Source organism: Halomicronema hongdechloris C2206 (genome assembly GCF_002075285.3).
GTDB classification, from domain to species: Bacteria; Cyanobacteriota; Cyanobacteriia; order Phormidesmidales; family Phormidesmidaceae; genus Halomicronema_B; species Halomicronema_B hongdechloris.
The window spans coordinates 1,804,528-1,827,977 of the sequence record NZ_CP021983.2 but is presented as its reverse complement, the minus strand read 5'-3'; the positions used below and the strand labels follow the sequence as shown (position 1 = coordinate 1,827,977).

The window sequence follows — 23,450 nt, the reverse complement described above, 5'->3', positions numbered from 1 at the left end:
GATAGCCTCCTAATCAATTGGGCCATTCAACTTAAGATTTGCCGTGAGATTTACAGGAATTATTCATTAATCATTTGCCGATGCAGGGTCGCTCATATATTCAAACTTTTTATGAGTCTATAAAAGACTTGAATCTTGAAACCGTAGCAGCTGTTACAAACGCCATTGCTGGCTCATTGAGTATTTTCTAGAATCCTGTAAAAGGCATTAGAAACAGCGGTTTTTGTCAGTCGCTTTTCCGATGTCAGAATCTAGTCAGTTTAGCGCTAGTCAATGTTCAGCTCTAGTCAATAAGGAGAACCTTGATGGGAATTGTTTCTCCAGGGCTGCCAGGGCTGGATGCAGGCAAAGCATATTTCCCCGTTGATTGAAATCTCATCCAAGCCCAGATCTAGTGGTCTGAACCCCCGATCTCAACCTGGACTTGGTGTTGTTCACTGCCGTAAACGCTGAGGGAGTGTTTAAGTGAATACTCAGTATTTGAAGACCGATTTTCTGGTAGTCGGTGGCGGTACCGCTGGAACCATGGCGGCAATTAAGGCCAAACAGGCCAGTCCCGAGAGCGAGGTGCTGGTGTTGGAGAAGGCCAATATTCGCCGCAGCGGTGCGATCGCAATGGGGATGGATGGGGTCAACACCGCCGTCATCCCTGGCAACTCCACTCCAGAGCAGTACGTGCGCGAGATCACCATCGCCAACGATGGCATCTTAAATCAGAAGGCGGTATACCAAACTGGTCGCCTGGGCTTCGAGGTGATCCAAGAGTTGGAGAGCTGGGGCGTCAAGTTCCAGAAAGACCACGAAGGCAACTACGACCTGAAGCAGGTGCATCGGGTCGGCAAGTATGTCTTACCCATGCCGGAAGGCAAAGACCTGAAAAAAATTCTGGCCCGCCAAGTAAAGCGCCACCAGGTCAAGGTGACCAATCGGGTCATGGCCACCCGGGTGATGGTGCAGGACGGCCGAGTCACTGGGGCCGTGGGCTTCGATGTCCGCAGCGGTGACTTCGTGGTGATTCAGGCCAAGGCCGTGGTGCTCTGCACTGGGGCCTGTGGGCGGCTGGGATTGCCTGCATCTGGCTATCTCTACGGCACCTATGAAAATCCCACCAACGCCGGTGACGGCTACTCCATGGCCTACCATGCCGGGGCCGAACTTACCAACATCGAATGCTTTCAGATCAATCCCTTGATCAAAGACTATAACGGCCCTGCCTGTGCCTATGTGGCCAGTCCCTTCGGGGCCTACACGGCTAATGCCGAAGGGCACCGCTTCATTAGCTGCGATTACTGGAGCGGCCAGATGATGCTGGAGGTGTGGAAGGAGCTCAACTCTGGCAAAGGCCCGGTGCACCTGAAGATGTACCACCTCGATGATGACACCATCTCGGAGATCGAGTCGATTCTGTGGTCCAATGAGCGGCCCAGTCGGGGACGCTTCCACGGCGGCCGCGGGGAAGACTACCGCTACCACGGGGTCGAGATGAACATCTCAGAAATCGGCCTCTGCAGCGGCCACAGCGCCTCGGGGGTGTGGGTGAATGACAAGGCCGAAACCACTGTGCCCGGTCTCTATGCCGCCGGGGACATGGCCAGTGTGCCTCACAACTACATGATTGGGGCTTTCGTCTATGGCCGCATTGCCGGGGAAAATGCCATGGAGTATGGGCAAGCCCTAGACCACGTCGAGCCTGACCAGGCGTTTTTAGCCGCCGAAAAAGCCCGCATCTATCGGCCCCTAGAGCAGCCGGAAGGGGTGCCCCATACCCAAATGGAGTATAAACTGCGGCGGCTAGTCAACGACTATTTGCAACCGCCCAAATCCCCCTACAAGATGGACATCGGCCTGGAGAAGTTCAGGGCCTATGAGGACACTCTAAACCTGATGGGAGCCCGCGATCCCCACGAGTTGATGCGCTGCATGGAGGTGCACTTCATCCGCGACTGTGCCGAAATGGCGGCCCGTGCCTCTCTATTTCGCCAGGAAAGCCGCTGGGGGCTTTATCACTACCGGCTCGACTATCCCGAGAAGAATAACCAAGAGTGGTTCTGTCACGTCAACCTGAAAAAGAGCGAGGTCGGGGCCATGGAGCTGTTTAAGCGCCCGGTTGAACCCTACGTCGTCAATGTCGACCTAGACCAGGAGGTCTACGACGTGGCTGTGCGTCAGTAGGGAGGCTATTGACTCGGCTAGGGTTTTCGTAATCGTCTGTTTTGCCGTTTTGCAGTCTATCGAAGGACATTTTCTATGGCCTTAACTACTCAACGGGTGGATGTACCCGTCATCGTCGATGAGTCGAAATGCTTGGAGAAGTGCGTGGCCTGCATTGAGGTTTGTCCCCTCGATGTGCTGGTGAAAAATCCAGACACCGGCAAGGCCTACATGAAATATGACGAATGCTGGTTCTGCCTGCCCTGCGAGAAAGAATGCCCCACCAATGCCATTACGGTGCAGATTCCGTTCCTGCTGCGATGACGCAAAAGTCTTGAGTTATGAATTTTGAGTTTTGAATTCGGGCTTGGCCATCAGGAACCTAACACTCAACACTAAACATGCAAGACGTTTCCTCTGCAACTGCCGTCATTTAGAAGAACACCCATGCACACCACCGATATGGACCCTGACCTCGCCCAATGGGTTGAGATGTTGCGATCGCACGATGTAGAAGAGCGTTTGGTGGCGGTCAAAACCCTGCAACACCTGGGGGATGAAGATGCCATCGAGCCCTTGATTGCGGCTCTCCAGGACGACCATCCTAGGGTGCAGCACATTGCCGTCACCACCCTGTGGGAGCTTGCGAATCCGGTGGCGATTCCGCCCCTAATCGAGTGCCTCAATGCCCCTCATCAGCAGGTGCGAGACGAGGCGCTGGCGGCTCTGAAGGAACTGGTGTCCACCCAGGATTTGATGACGCTGTTGGATGTCTTGCAGCAAGACGATGTCCACGCCCAACTGGGGGTGTTGATTCTGCTGCGCAAGATCCACGATGCCCAAGCCTTGCCGTTCATTTTGCCCTTCTTCGAGTCTGATAATCCAGCGCTGCGGGAGGCGGCGGTGACCACCCTGCGCTACCTGAATCAGGTGGTGCGGTGTGAACCAGTCCTAGCCTTGGCCAAGGATGCAGAGGAGAGTGTGCGACGGGCCACGGCCCTCACCCTGGGCCATCTCAGCGATGCGGGGGTAATACCGCTGCTGTGTGAGCTGCTGAGGACGGATGCCGACTGGCAGGTGCGTCGTAATGCCGCCAAGTCTCTAGAATTACAAGCCGATGCGGCGGCTACGGAGGCCCTCATGGCCGCCATGGCCGATGCGGAGTGGCAGGTGCGCAAGTTCACCGCTCGAGCCCTGCAGCAAATCCCAAATGCTCAGGCGATTCCGGCCTTAATCAAGGCCCTCTCCGACGAATATTCCGATGTGCGTCGCGATGCTGCCACGGCCCTGGGTAATATCGGCGATGCCAGTGTGCTGCCGGCCCTGCAGCAAACCTTAGATGACCCCGACATGGACGTGCGCATCTATTCGGAACGTGCGATCGCAAAGATTCAGGCGTCTTGCTGAGAAACTCCCAATGCCTAGTCATTCATCTCCCTTTCATCGGGCCGCCGCTGACCCCCAAGCCGACACTCGTAAAGCCGAAGTCATCGCCCGGCTGCAAGACATTCAAGCCCCCACCCTGCCCAACAACCTAGTCAACCTGGGCATGGTGCGTAACCTGCAGATAGTAGATGACTACGTGTATCTACGCCTGTATGTGGGCACCCACCAGCGCCATCTTCAACAGCAGGTGCAACAGACCCTCACTGCCCTGCCCTGGTGCAAGAAGGCCTACGCTCAGCTATGCACCATTCCCGGCGTCCGCACTACCCTGGCTGTCTCCAGTGGCAAAGGGGGAGTCGGCAAGTCAACCACCGCCGTCAACCTGGCCGCCGCCCTGACTCGCAGTGGCGCCAAGGTGGGCCTACTGGATGCCGATATTTATGGTCCCAATGTGCCGCACATGTTGGGGCTGGGCCAATCCAGTGTCCAGGTGGTAGAGACCGACAGCGGCCAGCGGTTCCTACCCCTAGACGCCCATGGCATCAAGCTGATGTCGGTGGGGTTGCTGGCGGAGCAGGATCATCCCCTGGCCTGGCGAGGGCCAGTGATGCATAAAATCCTGACCCAGTTTCTTCAAGAGGTCGAGTGGGGTGACCTCGACTACCTGCTCATTGATTTGCCCCCTGGTACCGGCGATGCCCAGATTACCATCATGCAGGAGAGCCCCATTTGCGGCGTGATCATGGTGACGACGCCCCAGCAAGTAGCCGTCGCCGATGTGCGGCGCAGTGTCGCCATGTTTCGGCAGGTGGGGGTGCCAGTGCTAGGGCTGGTGGAAAACATGAGTTATCTGCTCTGTGGCCACTGCGGCAACCCGACTCCGATTTTTGGCAGTGGTGGTGGCGCCCAGATTGCCCGGGATCTGCAGGTGCCTCTGTGGGGCCAGGTGCCTCTTGACCCGCGCATTTGTGCCTTAGCCGATGCAGGGGTCCCGCTGCCGCTACAACTGCCCGATGCCTCTGTGAGCCAGGTGTTTGCCCAGATTGCCGCTGGCCTCAATGGCACCTTCGGCCAGGCGGCTATGCCAGAGCCCACCCTGGCGGCGCCTAAGTCGGCACCGCCAGGGACTCACTGATTTTTCGGATCCCTGTTCGCTCCCAAGCGCTCCTGACCTCAGGGGATCCGTTTCGTACTTCCGGAACTTCTAGCGGCCTGGAGGCAGTCTAATTCCCAGAGGCTATTGATATCAAGGAAGGAGGCACCACCATGGGGGTATCACTCAAGGCGATTGACTACGGCATGGTGGCAGCCATGGCCCTGGCCCTGATCGCAGGCCCAGGCAACGCCCTAGCCGACTCAGAGGCGACGGTGCTGCTGGAGGCCCACAACCGCTACCGAGAGGACGTGGGCGTGCCGCCCCTGGCGTGGTCTCCGCCCCTGGCCGAGTCGGCCCAAGCGTGGGCCGAGCACCTAGCCGCCACCAATAGCTTTGCCCATAGTGCTGCCGGTGGCTATGGGGAAAACATCTGGAAGGGTACCGCCGGCGCCTACGAGCTCAGCGATATGGTAGACAGCTGGGGGGCCGAAAAGCAGTACTTCGTCTCCGATGGGGTGTTTCCGGCGGTAGCGACGACGGGTAACTGGCGGGATGTGGGCCACTACACCCAAATCATCTGGCGCCAGACCACTGAGGTGGGTTGCGGCCTAGCCAGTGGCCAGGGCTGGGATGTCTTGGTGTGCCAATACACTCCGCCCGGCAATTACATCGGGCAGCCACCGCTTTAGGGGCTATGCTGCCGCCACAGAGTGCTGTCCGGCAGCGTCGTTGCTGGGGGCGCCCTTCACAGCCGTACCATCTCGCCGGTTTCTGCCGAACGACGAGCGGCGTCGGCCACTGCCAGAGAGAGTAAGCTCTGTTGCGGCGTCACATAGAGGGGGGTGCCACTGCTGAGGTGGTCTAAGACCATCTGTGTGTCTCGCTTAAATAACCCCCGTCGGGACCCCACTACTATGGGTTGGGTGTCCTCTGGGCGTATCAATGTGCCGTGATCGGCTTCGAACACCAGGGCACCGGTCTGGCCATAGATTTCCATGCGGCGGGTTACCTGCCAGATCAGCTCTCCCTTGCCATAGCTGACTTCCGCCAACAGTCCGCTCTGAAACTGAAATTGACCAATGCAGAGACAGGAGGTGAAGGCCTCGGGGGTAGTACGGCTGATGACGCCGTCGTACTGAAGTTGGCAGGTCACTGCCGTGATGGGACCAAATAGATGGGTGAGGCGATGGATACGCGACAGGGCCCCCACTAGGGGAAAGCCGAATTCGGCGGGGCGATAGGTCCACTTGGTCGGCGCCGGACGCTGGGGCTTGAGGGTGCTATAGCGCACGTAGGAGGGGGCCCCAATGGCGGGCAGATGCTGCTGCATGGCTTGATGTAAGCCCCCTAGTAACTCGATATGCTCCACGTGCAACAGGCGCTGCTGGGCGCGGGCTAGGGCCAGCAGTTGCTGGCCCTGCTGGGGGGAAAAGGCCAGGGGGTATTCTACGATGACATGCTTGTGGGCTTGCAAGGCGGCGGCGACTACTGGGGCATGATCTCGATTCAGGTGGGCCACACAGACTAGATCCACATCCGGATGGTGCACTACGGCTTGCCAAGAGTCGGCCACGGTAAGCCCATGGCTGCGACTGAATTCCAGGGTTTTCTCGGGACGATGACCCGCGACTAAAAAAGGATGCGATCGCACATCTGCCCGTAGCGCTTCTGCTCGTAGCTGAGCAGCATAGCCGGTACCAACCAGACCTACCTTGAGGGGCTGATTCAGGAGTGTGTCATTCAGTGGGCTCGACACAGGATTTCCAACCTTTTGAGAACGCCTAGAACCATTATCGAACTGATTGTTTTCTTTGCATAAGCTATTGAAAAGTCATTCCCAATACCGAGAATTTCTGTTGCAAACATGACTAAAGGAAGATGTATAATTAAAACTTATGTTTAGATTAATTATTGATAATAAATATCGCCTTATAGGGCGGTTCCGGGGCATATTCTCCGGTTTGCCTACCATAAGCCCCTTGATAAAGGGACTCACAGGGAGTGTTCTCGATCCACCTATAAGTAATTTAGGCGGCAATGGAGTGGTTCGATTACGAATACCATTCAGCCAAATAGAAGAAAGCGCCCACAGACTTCAAGTTTTCCCGTAGTATCGGAAATGGAGTTGGCCCGTGAGAATAAATTCCTAATCGCTTAATCGCCGTCACATTTAGGAAGAGTTAGGGTCAACGGATGTGAATGTTTTTCTGCATTGAGAGGATAGCAGCATGGCAAGTTATAAGGTGACGTTGGTCAACGAAGCTGAAGGGCTTAACACCACTGTCGAAGTGCCTGATGATGAATACATTCTGGACGCCGCTGAAGAGCAAGGTATCGAACTTCCCTATTCTTGCCGGGCAGGGGCTTGCTCCACCTGCGCTGGCAAGATGATGGAAGGTAACGTTGACCAATCTGACCAATCCTTCCTGGATGATGACCAGATCGAAGCCGGTTACGTGCTGACCTGCGTCGCGTATCCGACGTCTGATTGCACCATCATGACCCACCAGGAAGAAGAGCTGTACTAAGCAGTGTGTTCATCGCAACTGTCATCGAGTGATAGCTGGCCAGGTATTGCCTTGAGCTAGGACTCGGATGAGTCGGTATCGTCTCAGCTAGCTTGGCTAGCCTGCCTGCAGCTTGCTACTGAGGACTCCTAGAGGGGTCCTCAGTTTTTAGTTTTGGTTTTAGAGGGATGCCGGATTGCTGCAGCGGCTGGTGGCCCAGGCGACTCTTATGGAGACGGGGAGGCCATGCTTTTGGCCGCTGCATCAGGGTCTGATTCCACCTGATCTCCCTGGTCGGCATCGGTTGATGGGCGCCAGAAGACGAGATCGTCATGGATTGGTTCTAGGGTGGTGCCGGGATAGTAGAACTGCAGAATTTGTTCGCTGGACCAGCCCAGAGCGCCAAGGCGATAGGCCCCGGTTTGGCTCATGCCCACACCGTGGCCGAAGCCCCCGCCAACAAATCGGTAGCCCTGTAGGGGGGAGGAGGGGCTGGCCTCTGCTGCTTGACTAGGGGCCTCTGCCGCCGCTGTTGTCTCTTCGTAGATCGGGTCCAGATAAAACAGCAAGCTCCGCGGTGCCGACAGGACCCGGATGATTTCATCTTTGACTAAGGTGATTTCGCCCAGATCCGTCTGCATCACTAGGGTCTGTACCCGCCCTGAGGCAGCTCGCTGGCTCACCTGTAGGCTGGTGATTTCAGTGAAGTCGGCTAGGGGATGTTGTTGCGATCGCACATAGGCCCTGACATCCTGGGTAATCTCAGCCAAGTCACTCTGGCGTTGCCAGCGAAAGGTATCCCAGCGCGCTTCATTAAACCCAGTCTCGAGGTCCAGAAACCGCCGCACTGCCGCTTCGGTATTCAGGGGCGTTTGCTCCAAATCCCAGACGCCCTGCACCGAATCCACCACCGCCTTCAAGTAAGGGCGATCGGGGCCATTCCAGACATGGCTAAAGGGAGCCGTGACACCTCCTGAAGTCGAGGAATAGAGGGCATCCACCAATTCTCCCTGGTAGGTCAGCACCATGCCTTTAGTGGCGGCGATGGCCTTATCGGTGACAGGTGCCGCTCCTCCTAAGCCCCAATAGACCTGGCAATGGGTATCGGCACACAGCTGATAGTCATCGATGGTAAAGCGACGCAGATTGCGCAGGGCATAGGTGCGAGCCAGAATTGCTTGAGCGGCAATGGTAGCCGCAGGAGCCCCCAAGCCAATCTCATGGGGCACCACCCCGCGCAAGTAAGTCTCAATCGGCACCTGATTCACCAGGGTATAGGTGCCATAGGCATTGGGTTGCAGCCGCAGCTTACCGCCATAGAGCCGCGTCCGCTGGGGATCTCCGCCCAAGAGCCGCACGACCCGAATGCGTTGGTTGGCCGCCGTCACCTCTAGACGCGAGCGATGATAGCGATAGCCATTGGCGATAAACACCGCCTGGGGCTCCTGTCCCAGCACCTGGCTATCTAGAAACACCTCCGTAAATCCCTGGCTCTGCAAGTTCTGCAGCAGCAATCGCCGTAACAGTGGCGTGTGATACGTCTCTCGCTGGGCCCACACCTGCCAAGTATCGGGTTGGGCAATTTCAGTGGCAATACCCCGTTGCTGCCACGCCTGAGCACTGTCTTCGGCACTCTCGAAGCTGCGATGGGTGCTGAGCACCACCCGCTCCTGCAATTCACGCTGGGGTAAGGGCCGTGGTTGCACCTCTAGCAATACTTGGGGGGTGGTGATCTGCTGAGGCTCCTCCCCCGTCTGAAAGGATACCGTCAGAGGAGCTCCAGCAAAGGATTCCAACCGAAGGGTGACATCGTCATCCTCGCCAAATCGCTGCACCACCCCCACCTGCAGTTCCGGATTCAAGGGCTCAGCCTTTAGAGGAGCTATCATGCCCACCACCAGGCCCGCCACCAACGGCACCATCCGGGACCATCGGGAACGACCTCGCCAGCCCCAGAGGCCTGGCAATGGCGCCTGATCTCAGGCCTGTTTCCGCTGAGATCACCATGGTCTGCAGTCATCGACTCGGATAGCCGCATTGTAGCGAGTTTAGACCCCTTTCGGAATGCCCTGATCTTGCCAAGTCATATTCGTTATGAGTATGATCAATGGAAGGGTAGGCGAGTGGACGAGTGGAGCGGAAACCACGCTCCCACATCCTGCTTACCGCCCCGAAATCCCGTGTAGGGTGTATTGCTCAGTGGCGGTGGATCACGATAAGGCCACACTTATTGTGCAGCTCAGGGTGCTCGCCGGGGGAATGTCGCTTCCCCGGACTCCTACGACCAGGGCAAACCGCTTGTAGTGTTCGCAAAGCGGCTCCGCAGGAGCAACGAAGTCGAACTACTGCCTGGACCTGCGGAAGGGGTTATCGATTGGTCGTTATTGATCGCGTCGCATTGGCAAGGTAGCAATAAATTTTGAATTTTGAATTTTGAATTGAAGACTTTTCTGCATTGGGCGCGGCAACCACGCCCCTACCCTCTTTCCCCATCCACCGTTGGGCAGGAATCAAACCAAAATTCAAAGCTTGTCCTCGCGTTCGCAAAGCGGCTCCACAGGAGCAAGGCGGGGATTCAAAACTCAAAACTCAAAACCCAAAACTCAAACCCATTCCCATCCCCCATTCACTCCATCACCCCATCACCCCATCACTCCATCACCCCATCACCCCATCACTTCATCACTCCATCTCCGCCCTCCGCCCTCCGCCCTCGGTCCTCCCCACCACCCACCCACCTCTCTACTTAGCCAAGATGCGCATTGCCGATATCCCCATTGACCAAATTCATCGTCCCCTCTATCGTCAGACTGACCCCGAGAAAGTTGCGACTTTGATGGCCTCGATTCAGGAGCAGGGGCTACAGGACCCCATTGATGTCTTGGAGGTGGAGGGACGATATTATGGATTCTCGGGGTGCCATCGCTACGAAGCCTGCCGTCGTCTCGGCCACCAGACGATTTGCTGCCGTGTGCGTCGGGCTCCCCGCTCCGTGTTGCATTTACATCTGGCCTAAATGCCATGAGTCTTCTCCAGCCTGACTACACTCCAGCCCTACGGCGGTTGATGGCTGAGGCTGAGAATTCCCAGTTTCCGTGCCCTTTGCCGCCAGGCAGAGGTCTCGGAGTGGGCGGTGCGCCAGATACGGCGGGTCACAGATCACGCGGTTGCGGGTGCATAATCTGGTGCAGGTGAGCCAAGCTTTGCAGGTGCCCATGGCCACGCTGCTGCGGGAATTAGGCGGACCTAGACAGGAGGAGCAGCCCCTGCCGTCCCCATTCCGCCAGGAATATGAACGGCTGCGTAGCCAACTCGATCATCAGGCGAGGAGGTTGAGGCAGGCAGTGCAGCAGCAGGCCCTGCCAGATCATCGAGCCCTGGCTGTTGCAGTGGCCCACGGCGGTCATGCAGTGGAGCAAAATCCCCAATTGCTGGCGAGCGCCTACTGCCCCTAGTGCAGCCTAGAGAAGCTACTGGCGGCTTGGGGTGTGCATGCGATCGCACGGTGGGGACAGCAGTGCCTACGATCCTCAAGCTCACGACGTAAATGCAGGGCACCGCCAACTGGGGAGGCCGTCAAGATTCGCTACAGTGGCTACACCATGGTGAGCGCTTGCTGCATCGGGCCAGGGTGAGTCCGCTGCCCTGCTAATCAGGGTAATCTGGGTGACTTCGGGGGACACGTAATCGTCCCGGCAGGTAAGTCCCAGCGCGATTGACGTAGAGTTGGTTCTGGCCCAGGCGGTAGAATCCTGCCGCCCAGTTCCATTGGTGGACCACCTGATCACCAGCGCCGCGAGATAAGGCAAACGACGATAAATTGCCCTAGGGAGGCGAGCCCGCACCTGTCCCAGCACCTGAGGCAACGGCCCCATCCCCGGCACCCTAATTTGGCCGCCATGGGTATGGCCCGACAATTGCAGATCGACCCGCCAGGCCTGCAACTGAGCTGCTCCGTCAGGGTTATGACACAGCACCAGACGCGGGCATTGGGGGGCCAAGGACTCGAATAGCGAGGGCCGGGGCAAACTCCCGGGACCACAGGTCTGCCAATCCCACCACCGCTAGCCCTGGCCCCAGGGGATAGGCAATCTGGTTCCACAACACCTGAATGCCCGCCTGCTGCAGCCCCTCAATGATAGTGAGACGCTCCTTGAGACTGAAGTTATCGTGGTTGCCTAGGACGGCATAGACCCCATAGCGGCTCTCCAGAGTTGCCAGATGACGCGCCAATTCATGGATAGGGGTTGGCTCCTTAGTCACAAAATCCCCCGTCAGCATCACCAAGTCAGGCGTCATGGCATTGCTCTGGGCGATGGCACGCCGCAGCAGCCAAGGAGACAGACGTAGCCCATCCCAGTGAAAGTCAGAGAGCTGTACTAACCGCAAGCCCTGATGATCAGGAGAGAGACCCACGATGGGGATGGTAACCCGCTCTAACGTCAGAGGACCGGTTAGCAGCCTGTGCATGGTAGGGCCTAGAACGGAACTTTTTTCTTCTTGGCCTTATCGCGGTCGTAATTGAGCTCCTTCAACTTCTTCATGATCCGGTTGAAGTACTCCTGCAGGTATTCTTCCAGGGTGGTAATCTCCTGCTTATCAATGCCGAAGGTGGCATAGACGTCATCCATGGGCGCATCTAGGGCTTGGCTGCCCGCCACCACCTCTACGAAGGCCAGACGGTCAGCCAGGTTCCAGCCCCATTGAAAGAAACTGGCCAGGCGGCGGACCCCACGGAGTAACCCCAGAGATATGCGAGATATCTTGGCATCTTGGCCGGTGAGTCGTTCACACAACCGGATAATCTCGTAGGCTCCCCAGGCCCGGGTCCCGGCTAGGGGAAAGGCTCGATTCACCGTTTCAGGCAGGGTCAAGGCCTTGATGGCAAAGCGGGCGATGTCTTGAGTATTCATGTAGGCAATGGGGGCCGCCTGACCCATGACCCAGATGGGCTGTTTCTCCAGGATGGGAATGGCATATTGACCAATCAGCCCTTGTAGGAAACCGCAGGGCTTAAACACCGTGTAATCTAGCCCCGATTCAGCCAGGAATGCCTCGGTACACTGCTTCACCTGCATCAACGGCACATGGGGATATTTTTCAGCGTTCAGAATCGAGAAAAAGATGAAACGCTTGATCCCAGCGGCGTGGGTGGCCTGGATCAGGTTCACCTTTCCGTGCCAATCCACCTGCTCTACCCGGTCTGTCGGGCGAGCCGTGGCGGCATCAATGACGGCATCAACCCCGTCTAAAGCGGCAGGGAGTGTCTCTGGCCGACAGAGATTGCCCCGCACCAGCTCAACGGACCATTCCCTCAGAAAAGCTGCCCGCTGAGCACTGCGGACTAGACACCGCACCTCGTATCCCTCGTCCAGGGCGTGGCGAACGATTTGTCTACCTAGGGTGCCAGTAGCACCGACAACCAATATTTTCATGAGGGAATTGAAACAAAAATTTAACTTTCTCTAAGGCTATCAGATATCGTCTCCTTTCTGGAGGGCGGGCTGATACCCTAGGCCTACTCTTCATCCCCTTGAATCCGCAGCATGGCAAACCCTACGGCCATGCCAATCAGCACCAATACAAAACTTAACAGTGCGGTGTTGGTAATTTCGCTGCCCATAGTCGTAATGATTCTCCTCTCGGTGATTGCTCGGGATACACCAAATCCAGCTCGAGATCGGGCGTCGTCCGCTTGAATAAGCCTTTTGGTCTGGGCTTGGACACGGTTGCATGTCTCAGACATGCCTGGGTAGGCGCTTAGTCTTGACCCTGAGTAGGCCAGATGGGCCTCGTCTCAGCCCAGACTGAAGACGTCACTGGGGAAAGCGACTGATCCTGAGTTGGACTTAGGATAAGTTGATATGCAGCCCTCATTTTAGACCAGTTTAGGCCCTGACCCGATGCCTTCTTCCCTCTCTGCAGCAAGCCCTGCCCCGGTGCGGTTGGTCATTCCCATGGGGGATCCCGCTGGTATTGGCCCTGAGGTGGTGCTCAAGGCCTTGGCTGATGACCGCCTCACCCAAGCGGCTCGAATCACGGTAGTCGGCAGCCGGCTCCTGCTGCAGCGAACCTATGACCAGCTGGCCCCGGCCGCTAAGATGGCCGATCCTGCCACCCTGGACATCTGGTCGGAGGACCTACCCTTAGAGACCTTGCCTGGGGGCCAGGGGACAGCTGCCAGCGGTGCCGCTAGTTTTGGTTATCTGAAAATGGCCTTGGCTGCCACTTTGGTCGGTCAGTTTCAGGGAATTGTGACTGCCCCCATTGCCAAGTCTGCCTGGCATGCCGCCGGCCATGAGTATCCGGGGCAGACAGAGGTGCTGGCCGAAGCGGCTGGCTGCCACCGTTTTGCCATGGCATTTGTGGCCCGCTCTCCCCATACCGGTTGGCAGTTGCGGGCATTATTGGCCACTACTCACATTCCCCTAGCCCAGGTGCCCCAGGCTCTCACGCCCGAGCTGCTCAGCCAGAAGCTGGCGCTGTTGCTCGCCGGACTCCAGCAAGATTTCGGGGTGAGTCGGCCCCGAGTTGCGATCGCAGGTCTCAATCCCCACAGCGGTGAGCAAGGACGGCTCGGGATCGAAGAAACTACCTGGATCATTCCCTGGCTGCAACAGCAACGGCAACGCTATCCCCAGGCAGAGTTGGTCGGCCCCATCCCCCCCGACACCCTATGGGTCGGCCCCGGCCAAGCCTGGTATGGTACTACGGCCTCGACCAGTACCTATGATGCCTATCTGGCCCTCTACCACGACCAAGGACTGATTCCGGTGAAGCTGATGGCCTTCGACCGGGCGGTGAATACCACCCTGGGCCTGCCGTTTGTGCGCACCTCCCCCGACCATGGCACCGCCTTCGATATCGCTGGCCAAGGCATCGCCGATGCCACCAGCATGACAGCTGCGATCGCATTGGCCCTTGAACTCATCCAGCAGCGGCAAGCCAACCAGGGGCGCCTTAATTTGGGGAATGGGTAATGAGTGGCGCCCTGGGGCAATAAGTTACCGTGAAGCTGCGACTCTATTGGGCTCAAGCAAGCCACAGCCATCGTAAATTGGGAAGTCAATCGAATCTGGCTGGCTGGTTGGAACAGCCCAGGCAATCAAATTCACTATCCGACCGAGCATTCTTGCAATCATTATATTTGGAAAAAAGTAGAGTTAGTCATGGTCGAGAGCAGCCAGGCCCCGGCAGATACTAGAAGTTGGGATGACTTAAGGCACCATTATCTGATCGAAAAAGAGCTGGCCAACCGACTACGACACTCCACCCGTACAGAGCGGATCGAGCATCATCTCTATACCACCCTCTATGATGAACTCTTTCGTCGGGTTCCCCATCATTCTCAACGGTCTAGAAAAGCGACCGATTTCACGCGATATCTGATCAACCAGCGAGTGGATCTAATCACCCATTTCAACCCCAGTTCCCAGGGCAAAAGCACCCTGCTAGACATCGGCTGCGGCGATGGCCACCTGGTCAAAGCAGCATCGCCTCACTTTCAGACGGTGTATGCCCTAGATGTATCCGCAGAAATCGTTAAACAGACTCAATTGCCTGACAACGCCACATTAGTCTTATCGAATGGTGTCGACATTCCCGTCCCCGCAGCCTCTGTGGACACGGCCTTTAGCCATCAGCTCATGGAGCATTTGCATCCCGATGATGCGGTAGAACAACTCCAGGCCATATTTAATTCTCTCAAACCAGGGGGATGCTACATCTGCATCACGCCCAATCGCCTCTGCGGCCCCCACGATATTTCCAAACACTTTGACGCCGCCGCCACCGGATTTCATCTCAAAGAATATACCGTCTCAGAGCTGTACTCCATTTTCAAGCAGGCCAACTTTGCCAAGGTCTTACTCTGCAAGATATCTGGCCGATCCCGCGTCTTTACGCTCACCCTAAATCCCGTGATTGTCCAGGGCTTCAGACTCGTCGAAGCCATCGTCGAGCGGCAACCCCGGCAGCGGCGCCACAAAATCGCCAACAATCCCCTCTTGTTCAGAAATATCACCCTGGTAGGAATCAAGTAATTAACTCCCAGTCAAGGCTGAGATCACCGTTGCCTGCGACTCCACCCAGGGAACGATAACGGGTTCATGGCCACGGGTGAACCTTTTACACTGAAGGGCAGCGTCCTGCAGCATCACCCGGAGCGACAAGCCATGGCGGATCCGATCGAGCTTTACTACTGGCCTACCCCCAACGGCTGGAAGATCAGCATCTTCCTGGAAGAAACTGGCCTCCCCTACACCGTCCATCCGATTAACACCATGGCTGGAGACCAGTTTCACAAGGCCAGGATCTCGACGACTTCCCCCACCGGCAGCGCTGGTTTGAAGCCCTGCAGACGCGGCCAGCGCTGCAGCGCGGCTTGGCATTGCTCAAAGGGGTGCGCCAGGATAAACCACTGGATCAGGAGGCCCGAGAAAATCTGTTCGGCTGCCGCTGGCGGCAAGCTTAGAGGATTCCATCAGAATGGCGAACAGCCATTGCTCAGATAGGTCATGGTGCCTGGATTGGCGCAACCTGTGTACACCGGATAGCCCTACTATTGAGGGGTCTATCCGGCGAATGTTGAGAGGCCCATGGCAGCATCTATCCCATCGATTCCTCCCTATACCTGGCAGTGGCCCATCGGCCAGGGGTGGGACCATATACTATGTGGTTCGCTATGCCAGCAACTTAGATGACGGTCCCTGGCATGGGGCACCCCTAGGGGATTTGGAGCTGGCTGCATCGGTCGCTCTCCCCGGGGGGACTTCAATCTCTGGCACCTAGACGGCGGCGAACATGTGTTTGCGGCCTTTCCAGGCTGTCAATTCAGTGTCTTTGAACAAGGGGGAGGGCAGACCCAGGCCTATGCTCTGAGTACCGTCGGGCCGACGGATGGCACCCTCAGCCAGTGGCAGTGGTATCCCGGGGGCGGCACCTACCACGCCCTCTACCCCCGCAGTTGGTATGTCTACGACGGCGTCTTCCAGGCGGCCCTCAGGTGCGAGCAGTTTAGCCCCATCTGGGCCCATAACTATCGAGAAAGCAGTTACCCGGTGGCGGTGTTTTGCTGGACCGCTCACAATGCCACCGACCGACCCCTGACCCTGAGTGTGATGTTGAGCTGGCAGAACATGGTGGGCTGGTTTACCAATGCCAGCAAGGCGCCTCAGGTGCAGTTGCGGGATGATGGCAGTCCCTTTTATGACTATGTGCCCCGTCTGGGCCAGAGTGAGGGCAACTATAATCGCTGGGTGCAGCAGGGAGAGTGGCGGGGGCTGTCTGCTGCAAGGGGGCTGGGCCCAGAACTCGCCATCCCCGCGTCCGGCGGAAGGCGATGGCCAGTGGGCCTTAGCGACAACGGCAGCTGCCGGGACCGAGATGTTCTACCACAGCCGCTGGCATCCCCAAGGGAATGGGGCCGATCTGTGGCAATCCTTTAGCCGGGATGGTGCCTTGGCCAATGTCGATGACCCTACCCCGGCAGCGGCGGGGGAACAGCTGGGGGGGGCGATCGCATCGCGATTTTACCCTGGCCCCGGGGGAAACCCGCCAGATTCCCTTCGTCCTCAGCTGGGACCTGCCAGTGACGGAGTTTGCCACTGGCGTCACGGCCCATCGCCGCTACACTGACTTTTTCGGCCGTGACGGCCAGCAGGCCTGGTCCCTGGCCGCGACCGCCCTGGCCCAGTATCCCCGCTGGCAGGAGCAGATCATCGCCTGGCAGCAGCCCATCCTGGCCCAGCCCCGGCTACCGGACTGGCTGAAGATGGCCCTGTTCAATGAACTCTATGACCTCACCAGCGGCGGCAGCCTCTGGTCCGCCGCCAGCCCGGCGGATCCGGTGGGTCAGTTTGCCGTGCTGGAGTGCTTTGACTACTGCTGGTACGAGAGCCTGGATGTGCGCCTCTACGGCGGCTTTGCCACCCTGCTGCTATGGCCGGAACTGGAGAAGGCGGTGCTGCGGGCCTTTGCCCGGGCCATCCCCGAGGCAGACAGCCGCCAGCGGGTGATCGGCTACTACACCACCATCGGGGTCGAGGGTCCCCAGGCCATGCGCAAGGCCCGGGGGGCCACCCCCCACGATCTGGGTGCCCCCAATGAACACCCCTGGGTGCAGACCAACTACACCAGCTACCAGGACTGTAACCAGTGGAAAGACCTGCCCAGTGATTTTGTGATTCAGGTCTATCGGGCCTATCGCCTCACGGGCCAGACCGATGTGGACTTTTTGCTGGAGTGCTGGCCGGCGGTGACGGCGACCCTGGCCTATCTACAGGGCTTCGACCAGGACGGCGATGGCCTGCCAGAAAATGGTGGCGCCCCCGACCAAACCTTCGATGATTGGCAGCTCAAGGGGGTCAGTGCCTACTGTGGTGGCCTCTGGATGGCCGCCCTGGAATCTGCGATCGCAATGGCCGAGGTGCTCATGGCCGCCGGTCGGGCACCGGCGGCTACCCCCGAGCAAGTACAGCACTACCAGTGCTGGTTGGCCCAGAGTCGCCAAGTCTACCAGCAACAGCTCTGGAATGGCCGCTACTACCGCCTCGACAGCGGCAGTGGCTCCCAAGTGGTCATGGCCGATCAGCTCTGCGGCCAGGTGTGGGCGCGGCTATTGGGGCTGCCCGACCTGGTCCCCGAGGCCCAGCTGCAATCGGCCCTAGATGCCATCTACGACGCCTGCTTCCTCAAATTCAACCACTACGCCGCTCACCAGGCCCAACCCCAAACCCAGAAATTTGCTGGGGCCCAAATCGGCAACTTCCGCTCCGGCCAACCCGGCACCGTTATCGGCGCTGCCAACGGCGTCTTGCCCGACGGCTCCCCCGAAGATCCCGACAGCACCCACCAGCTGGAAGTGTGGACCGGCATCAACTTCGGCTTAGCCACTGGCTTTGCCCTGATGGGGCGAGTGGATCAAGCCCTAGACCTTACCGCCGCCGTGGTGCGGCAGATCTATGCCTACGGCCTGCAATTTCGCACCCCGGAAGCCATCACCGCCCTCGGCACCTTTCGTGCCTGCCACTATTTGCGCCCCCTGGCCATCTGGGGTCTCTACGGCGTGCTCTGCCACTGGCAAACCGCAACCGAGGATCAGGCCTGCAATCAATAAGCGGGTAACGCGATTCGAACGCGCGACATTCACCTTGGCAAGGTGACGCTCTACCGCTGAGCTATACCCGCACGTTCTTTACGATTACAAATTCGGGGACCCGTGTCAACTCTTACTGATGCTGCGAGCCGCAAAACTGCCCATGCCAGGATGACGGGGGATGGCTGACCAGCCAGCCATCAAATCTCCGCGTATGTTGTCGAGATCAGGGCCTCTGGCACCCACAGCCGCTGCACTTGGCCGCGAATGGTTTGCCCCAACCAGACAGTGTTGGTGGCGGCAGACTTGAGGGTATGGGCGGTTACGGTCCAGCTCGCCTGGGGATCGAACAAGACCATTTCAGCGGCATGGTCGCGCTGCAGGGTAGCAGGGGGTTGGCCCCAGCACTGGGCCGGGGCAGTGCTGAGGCAGCGCCAGAGGGTGAGGGCAGACCAGTGGCCCGTCTCCACTAGGGAGTGCCACAGCAGCGGTAAGGCCAGCTCTAGGCCGATGGCACCGGCCGGGGCGGCACTGAAGGCAACGGTCTTTTCTTCGTAGGTGTAGGGAGTGTGGTCGATGGCGACGGCATCGATGGTGCCCTGCTGCACCCCGGCTATCAAGGCGGCTTGGTCGGCCGGGGTGCCAAGGGGAGGCTCTAGCCGCAGGGAAGGATCGTAGCTGCCCAGGGCGTCGCTATTGCAGACCAGATGGTGCCAGGTGGTACTGGCGGTGATGGGAACCCCCTCGGCTTTCGCCTGGCGAATTAAGGCCACACTGCGGCCAGTGGAGACTCGCATGAGGTGCAGGGGCAGCTCCAGGTCGGCGACACACTCTAGCAGGGCCGCTAAGGCCGAGGTCTCCACACAGGCGGGCTGACCCACCAGGCCATAGCTGCGGGCAGCGGTGCCGTCGCGCACCACCCCGTCGGCCCTGAGGGTGCGATCGCATGGCCACAGAGCCAGCGGCTTCCCCAGAAATTGACCATACTCCAGCAGACGCCGCAACAGTAAAGCCTGGGGCAGGGGTGCCCATCACTAAAGCCCACCACCCCCGCCGCCGCCAGTTCCGCCAAGATCGCCCAGCTGCTGGCCCTGAGCCTGACGGGTGAGGCGCCCCAGAGATAGAGGTGGGGGCGTCGGATGGTACTGGACTGCGCTGCTGGCGACGGTGCAGCAGTTGCTGCACCATGGCCGCATCATCCACCGGTGGCTCGGTGGTCGGCAGCAGGCCTAGGCGGGTGACACCCCCGGCAATGGCCGCCGCCATCAGGGAGTCGAAGCTCTCGCGGGCCTCCATGGCCGGGGTCACCGCTATGGCTGTAGAGATCGACTAGCCCTGGAGCCTAAGATCTGGCCCTGAGCTCGGATGACCGCCGCCGCCGCCGGAATATCGCTACCTGCCAGGGTCGATGCGATCGCCCGGATATAGCCGTCGACCACCAACACATCGGCCACCTGATCTGTTGCTGTAATGGGGATCGATCAGGCGAGCCTGCTGAATCCATTGGATTCCGCTCACAGCGCCCCCGCCGCCGTTTTATCCAAGACGCTGCCCGAGAGATGGCGGGTGATGTTAACGGCGCTGAGCACCGGGGAGCTATCAACCCCGTTGGGGTAGTCAATCACACTCACGGCGCCATTGCCCTGCTTAAAGCGCCAAAAGGCCTCTGGTCCCCAGCCCACCACATGGCAGAGAATGGCCTTGTTGATGGCATCATGGGCCACCACCATCACCGTCTGCACCCGGTCTCCCCCACTGTGGGCGGCCACAATCTGCTTCCAGGCCGAGATGGCCCGCTGCCATACCTGCTGTAGGTTTTCGCCGGCTGGCATCTGCACCGTGTCTGGGGCTTGCTGCCACTGTTGCAACATGCCGGGATAGCCTGCCTCGATCTCGGCTTCGTATTTGCCTTCCCACTCGCCGTGGCTGATCTCCTTGAGATCCTCGACTAACTGCAGAGACAACTGGGGATGGTGGGCCAGAATCAATTCGGCCGTTTCCTGCGGACGGGCCATGGGGCTACTGTAGGCCGCATCTAGCGTCAGGGCCCGCAAGAATTGGGCCACCTGTTGGCCCTGGCGCCGTCCAGTCTCATTCAAGGGCACATCGATCTGCCCCTGAAACCGTTGCTGCCGATTCCATTCCGTTTCACCGTGGCGCACTAGCAGTAGACGAGGGCCGCGGTGACTAGTGCGTAGTGGCGGCAGCGGCTGCTCCAGATGCCCAGTCAGGTTCATCGACTCCAGCTGGGCCGGCTGCTCCACACCCGCCGGGACATTGAGCACATTGATGGCACAGTTGGCCTGATAGAGATTATTCATCCGCTCGGGGCCTAGACCCAAGGCGGTGCTAATCAGAGCCCGATTGATGGCACTATGGGCCACCACCAAGATGGTCTGGCCAGGGTGGGCTGCCAATAGGCGTTGCCAGCCAGCGGCCGCTTGCTCATAGAGGGCCCGCACTGGATAGAAGTCGCGGCGGCCTCCCTCGGGGGTAGGCATGGTCATGACCAGATTGGCCGGATCCTGCCGCCAGGCTCGATATTCCTCAGGATGATTGGCTTCTGCCTCGGTGAAGGGAATGCCTTCCCACAGGGGCAGGCTGATCTCCTTTAAGTCATCGGTGTAGTGAGGCTCAGGTAGGGCTGGGACGGTCTGCCGCAGCTGAGCCAGCACGCGCTCGGTGGTCATCTTGGCCCGCTGCAGCGGACTCGACCAGATGGCGTCAAAGGGAATGCCAGCCAGGGCTTGCCCGACTACATCGGCCTGGGCAACGCCCTCAGGGGTCAAGGTCGACTCATCGCAGTGACCTTGGATTAGCCGCCGCTGATTGTAACTGCTCTGACCATGGCGGACCAGAATAACACGGGTTTTCAGGGGTCTCTCCTTATGCTTGCCACTCAGCCGAGATGATTCTACCCCGTTGCGGCAATGCATGAAATCAGCCACGACACAGTGCGATAATAAACCTTGGCCAAGGCCAGGTCTGGACTTGGTGGCGCAGCCGCCATACCATTTGGTGCGGTTGTGGGTCAGTCGGCCTGCCTAGACTCGGCAGGGAGAGGGGTAACCCTGGCCTCCCCGGACTGACAACGCTAGAAGAATTGCCCACCCCATTTTTTGTGTCTATGAGTGTCGAGCCAGAGACGTCTTCCCCCTTCTCCTTGCGACGAATCATCTTGGGGGTATTGACCCTGCTGGTGGCCCTGGTCATTGGCCAGGCGTTAGTCAATAGCTGGCAAGAACCCCAGATTGCCAGTCGCCTGCAGCTCTATCAAACCGATCTACTCCTGGAAGCCAGTGAGTGGGACAGTTCGACCTTGCCGGAGCAGTCTGTCACCACGATTCGCCAAGGGCTGTTAGGGAACGATCCGATCCAGACTAGCCTGCAGCAGTATCAAGAGGTAAAGGCGACGGCCGAGGCCAATCTAGAGGCATCTCAGAATTCAGGTGATGGGGCCATGCCAGGGCTCCCCACCGACGAGGCCCCCCAGGTGCCCAAACGACTGCGGAATGCCTGGCAACAGCAGCAGCAGTTAGTGCAGCAGCTGGATATGCGTATCGGCCTGCTGCAGGCAGAACGGGGGAATCTCAAGCAAGCCCAGGCGGCCTGGTCACAATTGAGCCAGGCGGCGGATGTCCAGCCTGGCATCCAGCAGACTGCTCAGGTGCTGAGTCGACTCTGGCAAGAGCCAGCCCAGGTGATGCCTGAGGCGGAGACCCAAGTGCAGACCTATCTAGATGGCTGGTTTCGCTATCGGGCCCTAGAGCGCCTCTACCAGGTGGCAGGGGATGATGCCGCCCGCGAGGCTCTACTGGCCCAGGAACGGGACGCCGCCGAGCAGACCCTACTGCGCCTGGCGGTCATTGGGATTTTGCCGTTCCTAGGGGGGCTGGCTGGAACGGCCTTGCTGCTGTTTGTGGTCTTGCAGCGTTGGCTGCAGCGAGAGCAATCGTGGCTGATGACTAATGCCGGGGTGACATGGGACACCCCGTGGTCATGGGAGATCATCTGGCAGGTGTTGATCGTCGGCTTTTTCTTCCTGGGCCAGATCTTCTTGCCGCTGATACTAGGTAGTCTGGGCTTAGGGTTGGCTAGTTTGGGCAGCCGGGGACGAGCTCTCTATGCCACCCTCTACTATCTCTTGATGGCTGCAGGCGGGTTGGCGGTGCTGTTTTTCTCCATCCGGGCGTATCGCCCCTTGCCCCCCGACTGGTTTCGCATCGACTGGAAGGGGGGGTGGCGTTGGGGCCTGGGTGGCTACTTGGCGGCCTTGCCCTTGATGTTTGGCATCTCGCTCGTCAATCAACAGCTCTGGCAGGGCCAGGGGGGGAGTAATCCCCTGTTGCAAACGGTCTTGGAAGAGAATGATGCGATCGCATTGGCCCTGTTTTTCTTCACCGCTGCCATCGCCGCCCCTGTCTTTGAAGAGATCCTATTTCGGGGGTTCCTGCTGCCGTCGCTGACCCGATACCTGCCGGTATCGGCGGCCATTGGGGCCAGTAGTTTACTCTTCGCCACGGCCCACCTCAGCCTCTCAGAGGTGTTGCCTCTAACGGTGTTGGGCATCGTTTTGGGGACGATCTACACCCGCTGCCGCAACCTGCTGGCCCCGATCCTGCTGCACAGCGCCTGGAATAGTATCACCATGGCGGGATTATTGCTTTTAGGCGCAGGATAAGAGGCGATTTCGTAAGAAAAATTAAGTTCATCCAAGCCAGAAAAGCAATTCCGATATTATCGAGTCGATAAAACTTCCTTTTTTACCCTAATGGCTCTTCGCAAGGTTACGATACGCCAAGTTGATATCGTTAGCGCCGGGAAGATTCAAGCGGCTATCCTAGGCGCCTTTGCTCTGATCATCGGAGTTATCCTGGGGATCACTGTTCTCATCACTGGATTCGCTAACGAAAGACCCGGCATGGCCATTATTGGCTTTCTCGGTGCAGTTATTCTGTTGCCCCTGGTCTATGCCTTTTTTGGCTTTGTATCTGGTGTCATTGGTGCTCTGGTCTATAACTTGGCAGCCAACTCCGTCGGCGGTATCCAGCTGGAATTCAAGTATGATGAGGGACAACTTTAATGCAGAGTTTGCCTAAGCCAAGCATTGTTTACAGATTGCATAAAGATCCAAGTTCGATCTATGTCCAACTCAGACTCTATTAGAAAATTGTGGTTATCCGTAGATTAAGAAATCGCTAAAATCCCACAATTT

General features: G+C 58.4%; 18 protein-coding genes, 1 tRNA gene and 4 pseudogenes. 14 read left to right on the top strand and 9 right to left on the bottom strand.

Translation table 11 applies throughout. The annotated features are described in order from the left end of the window. Nucleotides 1-465 precede the first annotated feature (465 nt). The 5 genes from XM38_RS08280 to XM38_RS08260 all read left to right on the top strand — a co-directional run bounded on the left by XM38_RS08280 (nt 466) and on the right by XM38_RS08260 (nt 5,322). On the top strand, nt 466-2,172 hold the full coding sequence (locus XM38_RS08280) for a fumarate reductase/succinate dehydrogenase flavoprotein subunit (protein ID WP_088429506.1): 1,707 nt from the start codon (nt 466-468) through the stop codon (nt 2,170-2,172). A gap of 75 nt (nt 2,173-2,247) precedes the next feature. Continuing rightward, entirely contained in the window at nt 2,248-2,475 is a 228-nt protein-coding gene (locus tag XM38_RS08275; RefSeq protein WP_080811359.1) for a 4Fe-4S dicluster domain-containing protein, read from the top strand. Between the two features lie 123 nt (nt 2,476-2,598). After that, the gene (locus XM38_RS08270; protein ID WP_088429504.1) at nt 2,599-3,558 is read left to right on the top strand and encodes a HEAT repeat domain-containing protein; all 960 of its coding nucleotides are present in this window, start codon (nt 2,599-2,601) and stop codon (nt 3,556-3,558) included. A 10-nt stretch (nt 3,559-3,568) separates the two neighbouring features. Further along, entirely contained in the window at nt 3,569-4,672 is a 1,104-nt protein-coding gene (locus tag XM38_RS08265; protein WP_088429502.1) for an Mrp/NBP35 family ATP-binding protein, read from the top strand. A gap of 131 nt (nt 4,673-4,803) precedes the next feature. Beyond that, complete coding sequence (locus tag XM38_RS08260) at nt 4,804-5,322, top strand: CAP domain-containing protein (protein WP_088429500.1); 519 nt, start codon at nt 4,804-4,806, stop codon at nt 5,320-5,322. 56 nt (nt 5,323-5,378) lie between these two features. Here XM38_RS08260 and XM38_RS08255 read toward each other — a convergent pair whose 3' ends face one another. After that, nucleotides 5,379-6,389: a Gfo/Idh/MocA family protein gene (locus XM38_RS08255; protein ID WP_225889234.1), complete on the bottom strand. Its 1,011-nt coding sequence runs from the start codon at nt 6,387-6,389 to the stop codon at nt 5,379-5,381. A 472-nt stretch (nt 6,390-6,861) separates the two neighbouring features. Between XM38_RS08255 and XM38_RS08250 the strand changes: the two genes are divergently transcribed. After that, a complete protein-coding gene (locus tag XM38_RS08250; protein ID WP_080811365.1) occupies nt 6,862-7,161 on the top strand; it encodes a ferredoxin in 300 nt (99 codons plus the stop codon). A 206-nt stretch (nt 7,162-7,367) separates the two neighbouring features. Here XM38_RS08250 and XM38_RS08245 read toward each other — a convergent pair whose 3' ends face one another. Continuing rightward, nucleotides 7,368-9,029 (bottom strand): SpoIID/LytB domain-containing protein, encoded by a 1,662-nt coding sequence (locus XM38_RS08245; protein WP_225889233.1) that lies wholly within the window; start codon nt 9,027-9,029, stop codon nt 7,368-7,370. An 866-nt stretch (nt 9,030-9,895) separates the two neighbouring features. Between XM38_RS08245 and XM38_RS28785 the strand changes: the two genes are divergently transcribed. Then, entirely contained in the window at nt 9,896-10,156 is a 261-nt protein-coding gene (locus XM38_RS28785) for a ParB N-terminal domain-containing protein (protein WP_080811367.1), read from the top strand. Between the two features lie 157 nt (nt 10,157-10,313). After that, entirely contained in the window at nt 10,314-10,595 is a 282-nt protein-coding gene (locus tag XM38_RS08230; protein ID WP_137455047.1) for a hypothetical protein, read from the top strand. A gap of 81 nt (nt 10,596-10,676) precedes the next feature. Here XM38_RS08230 and XM38_RS28780 read toward each other — a convergent pair. From XM38_RS28780 to petM, 3 genes and pseudogenes are all read right to left on the bottom strand, one after another. Further along, nucleotides 10,677-11,610, bottom strand: a pseudogene (locus tag XM38_RS28780) (metallophosphoesterase). A gap of 8 nt (nt 11,611-11,618) precedes the next feature. Then, nucleotides 11,619-12,575 carry an SDR family oxidoreductase gene (locus XM38_RS08220; RefSeq protein ID WP_088429494.1) on the bottom strand — a complete coding sequence of 319 codons (957 nt, stop codon included), beginning with the start codon at nt 12,573-12,575 and terminating at the stop codon, nt 11,619-11,621. An 83-nt stretch (nt 12,576-12,658) separates the two neighbouring features. Continuing rightward, the gene (petM, locus tag XM38_RS08215) at nt 12,659-12,763 is read right to left on the bottom strand and encodes a cytochrome b6-f complex subunit PetM (protein WP_137455046.1); all 105 of its coding nucleotides are present in this window, start codon (nt 12,761-12,763) and stop codon (nt 12,659-12,661) included. Between the two features lie 280 nt (nt 12,764-13,043). Between petM and pdxA the strand changes: the two genes are divergently transcribed. From pdxA to XM38_RS28775, 3 genes and pseudogenes are all read left to right on the top strand, one after another. Further along, entirely contained in the window at nt 13,044-14,120 is a 1,077-nt protein-coding gene (gene pdxA, locus XM38_RS08210; protein ID WP_080811376.1) for a 4-hydroxythreonine-4-phosphate dehydrogenase PdxA, read from the top strand. Between the two features lie 189 nt (nt 14,121-14,309). Beyond that, nucleotides 14,310-15,182 (top strand): class I SAM-dependent methyltransferase, encoded by an 873-nt coding sequence (locus XM38_RS08205; protein WP_088429492.1) that lies wholly within the window; start codon nt 14,310-14,312, stop codon nt 15,180-15,182. A gap of 132 nt (nt 15,183-15,314) precedes the next feature. Further along, nucleotides 15,315-15,440, top strand: a pseudogene (locus XM38_RS28775) (glutathione S-transferase family protein); the annotation flags it as partial. Here the strand turns inward: XM38_RS28775 and XM38_RS26870 are convergent. After that, nucleotides 15,440-15,607, bottom strand: coding sequence for a hypothetical protein (locus XM38_RS26870; protein ID WP_225889507.1), 168 nt, complete (start codon nt 15,605-15,607; stop codon nt 15,440-15,442). The pseudogene XM38_RS28775 and the gene XM38_RS26870 overlap by 1 nt on opposite strands. A 130-nt stretch (nt 15,608-15,737) precedes the next feature. On the opposite strand from XM38_RS26870, the pseudogene XM38_RS28770 reads away from it, so the two are divergent. Continuing rightward, nucleotides 15,738-18,256 (top strand): annotated as a pseudogene (locus XM38_RS28770) (GH116 family glycosyl hydrolase). Here the strand turns inward: XM38_RS28770 and XM38_RS08190 are convergent. The 3 genes and pseudogenes from XM38_RS08190 to XM38_RS08180 all read right to left on the bottom strand — a co-directional run bounded on the left by XM38_RS08190 (nt 18,256) and on the right by XM38_RS08180 (nt 21,111). Continuing rightward, nucleotides 18,256-18,327, bottom strand: a tRNA-Gly gene (locus XM38_RS08190). The pseudogene XM38_RS28770 and the gene XM38_RS08190 sit on opposite strands and share 1 nt — an antisense overlap. A gap of 108 nt (nt 18,328-18,435) precedes the next feature. Next, nucleotides 18,436-19,753, bottom strand: a pseudogene (locus XM38_RS28765) (dihydroorotase). Further along, entirely contained in the window at nt 19,750-21,111 is a 1,362-nt protein-coding gene (locus XM38_RS08180; RefSeq protein WP_202979004.1) for a histidine phosphatase family protein, read from the bottom strand. The pseudogene XM38_RS28765 and the gene XM38_RS08180 overlap by 4 nt, the downstream one beginning before the upstream one ends. A 251-nt stretch (nt 21,112-21,362) precedes the next feature. Between XM38_RS08180 and XM38_RS08175 the strand changes: the two genes are divergently transcribed. Then, nucleotides 21,363-22,916, top strand: a complete 1,554-nt coding sequence (locus tag XM38_RS08175) for a CPBP family intramembrane glutamic endopeptidase (RefSeq protein ID WP_080814119.1) — start codon at nt 21,363-21,365, stop codon at nt 22,914-22,916. A gap of 90 nt (nt 22,917-23,006) precedes the next feature. Further along, nucleotides 23,007-23,318, top strand: coding sequence for a hypothetical protein (locus tag XM38_RS08170; protein WP_080814117.1), 312 nt, complete (start codon nt 23,007-23,009; stop codon nt 23,316-23,318). Nucleotides 23,319-23,450: the final 132 nt, after the last annotated feature.

Excerpts from the sequence above, each read along its gene's own strand:
- pdxA (WP_080811376.1), top strand. The coding sequence starts at position 13,044 with ATGCCTTCTTCCCTCTCTGCAGCAAGCCCTGCCCCGGTGCGGTTGGTC.
- XM38_RS28785 (WP_080811367.1), top strand. The coding sequence starts at position 9,896 with ATGCGCATTGCCGATATCCCCATTGACCAAATTCATCGTCCCCTCTAT.
- XM38_RS08265 (WP_088429502.1), top strand. The coding sequence starts at position 3,569 with ATGCCTAGTCATTCATCTCCCTTTCATCGGGCCGCCGCTGACCCCCAA.
- XM38_RS08220 (WP_088429494.1), bottom strand. The coding sequence starts at position 12,575 with ATGAAAATATTGGTTGTCGGTGCTACTGGCACCCTAGGTAGACAAATC.
- petM (WP_137455046.1), bottom strand. The coding sequence starts at position 12,763 with ATGGGCAGCGAAATTACCAACACCGCACTGTTAAGTTTTGTATTGGTG.
- XM38_RS08205 (WP_088429492.1), top strand. The coding sequence starts at position 14,310 with ATGGTCGAGAGCAGCCAGGCCCCGGCAGATACTAGAAGTTGGGATGAC.
- XM38_RS08270 (WP_088429504.1), top strand. The coding sequence starts at position 2,599 with ATGCACACCACCGATATGGACCCTGACCTCGCCCAATGGGTTGAGATG.
- XM38_RS08275 (WP_080811359.1), top strand. The coding sequence starts at position 2,248 with ATGGCCTTAACTACTCAACGGGTGGATGTACCCGTCATCGTCGATGAG.
- XM38_RS08260 (WP_088429500.1), top strand. The coding sequence starts at position 4,804 with ATGGGGGTATCACTCAAGGCGATTGACTACGGCATGGTGGCAGCCATG.
- XM38_RS08250 (WP_080811365.1), top strand. The coding sequence starts at position 6,862 with ATGGCAAGTTATAAGGTGACGTTGGTCAACGAAGCTGAAGGGCTTAAC.
- XM38_RS08170 (WP_080814117.1), top strand. The coding sequence starts at position 23,007 with ATGGCTCTTCGCAAGGTTACGATACGCCAAGTTGATATCGTTAGCGCC.
- XM38_RS08245 (WP_225889233.1), bottom strand. The coding sequence starts at position 9,029 with ATGATAGCTCCTCTAAAGGCTGAGCCCTTGAATCCGGAACTGCAGGTG.
- XM38_RS08175 (WP_080814119.1), top strand. The coding sequence starts at position 21,363 with ATGAGTGTCGAGCCAGAGACGTCTTCCCCCTTCTCCTTGCGACGAATC.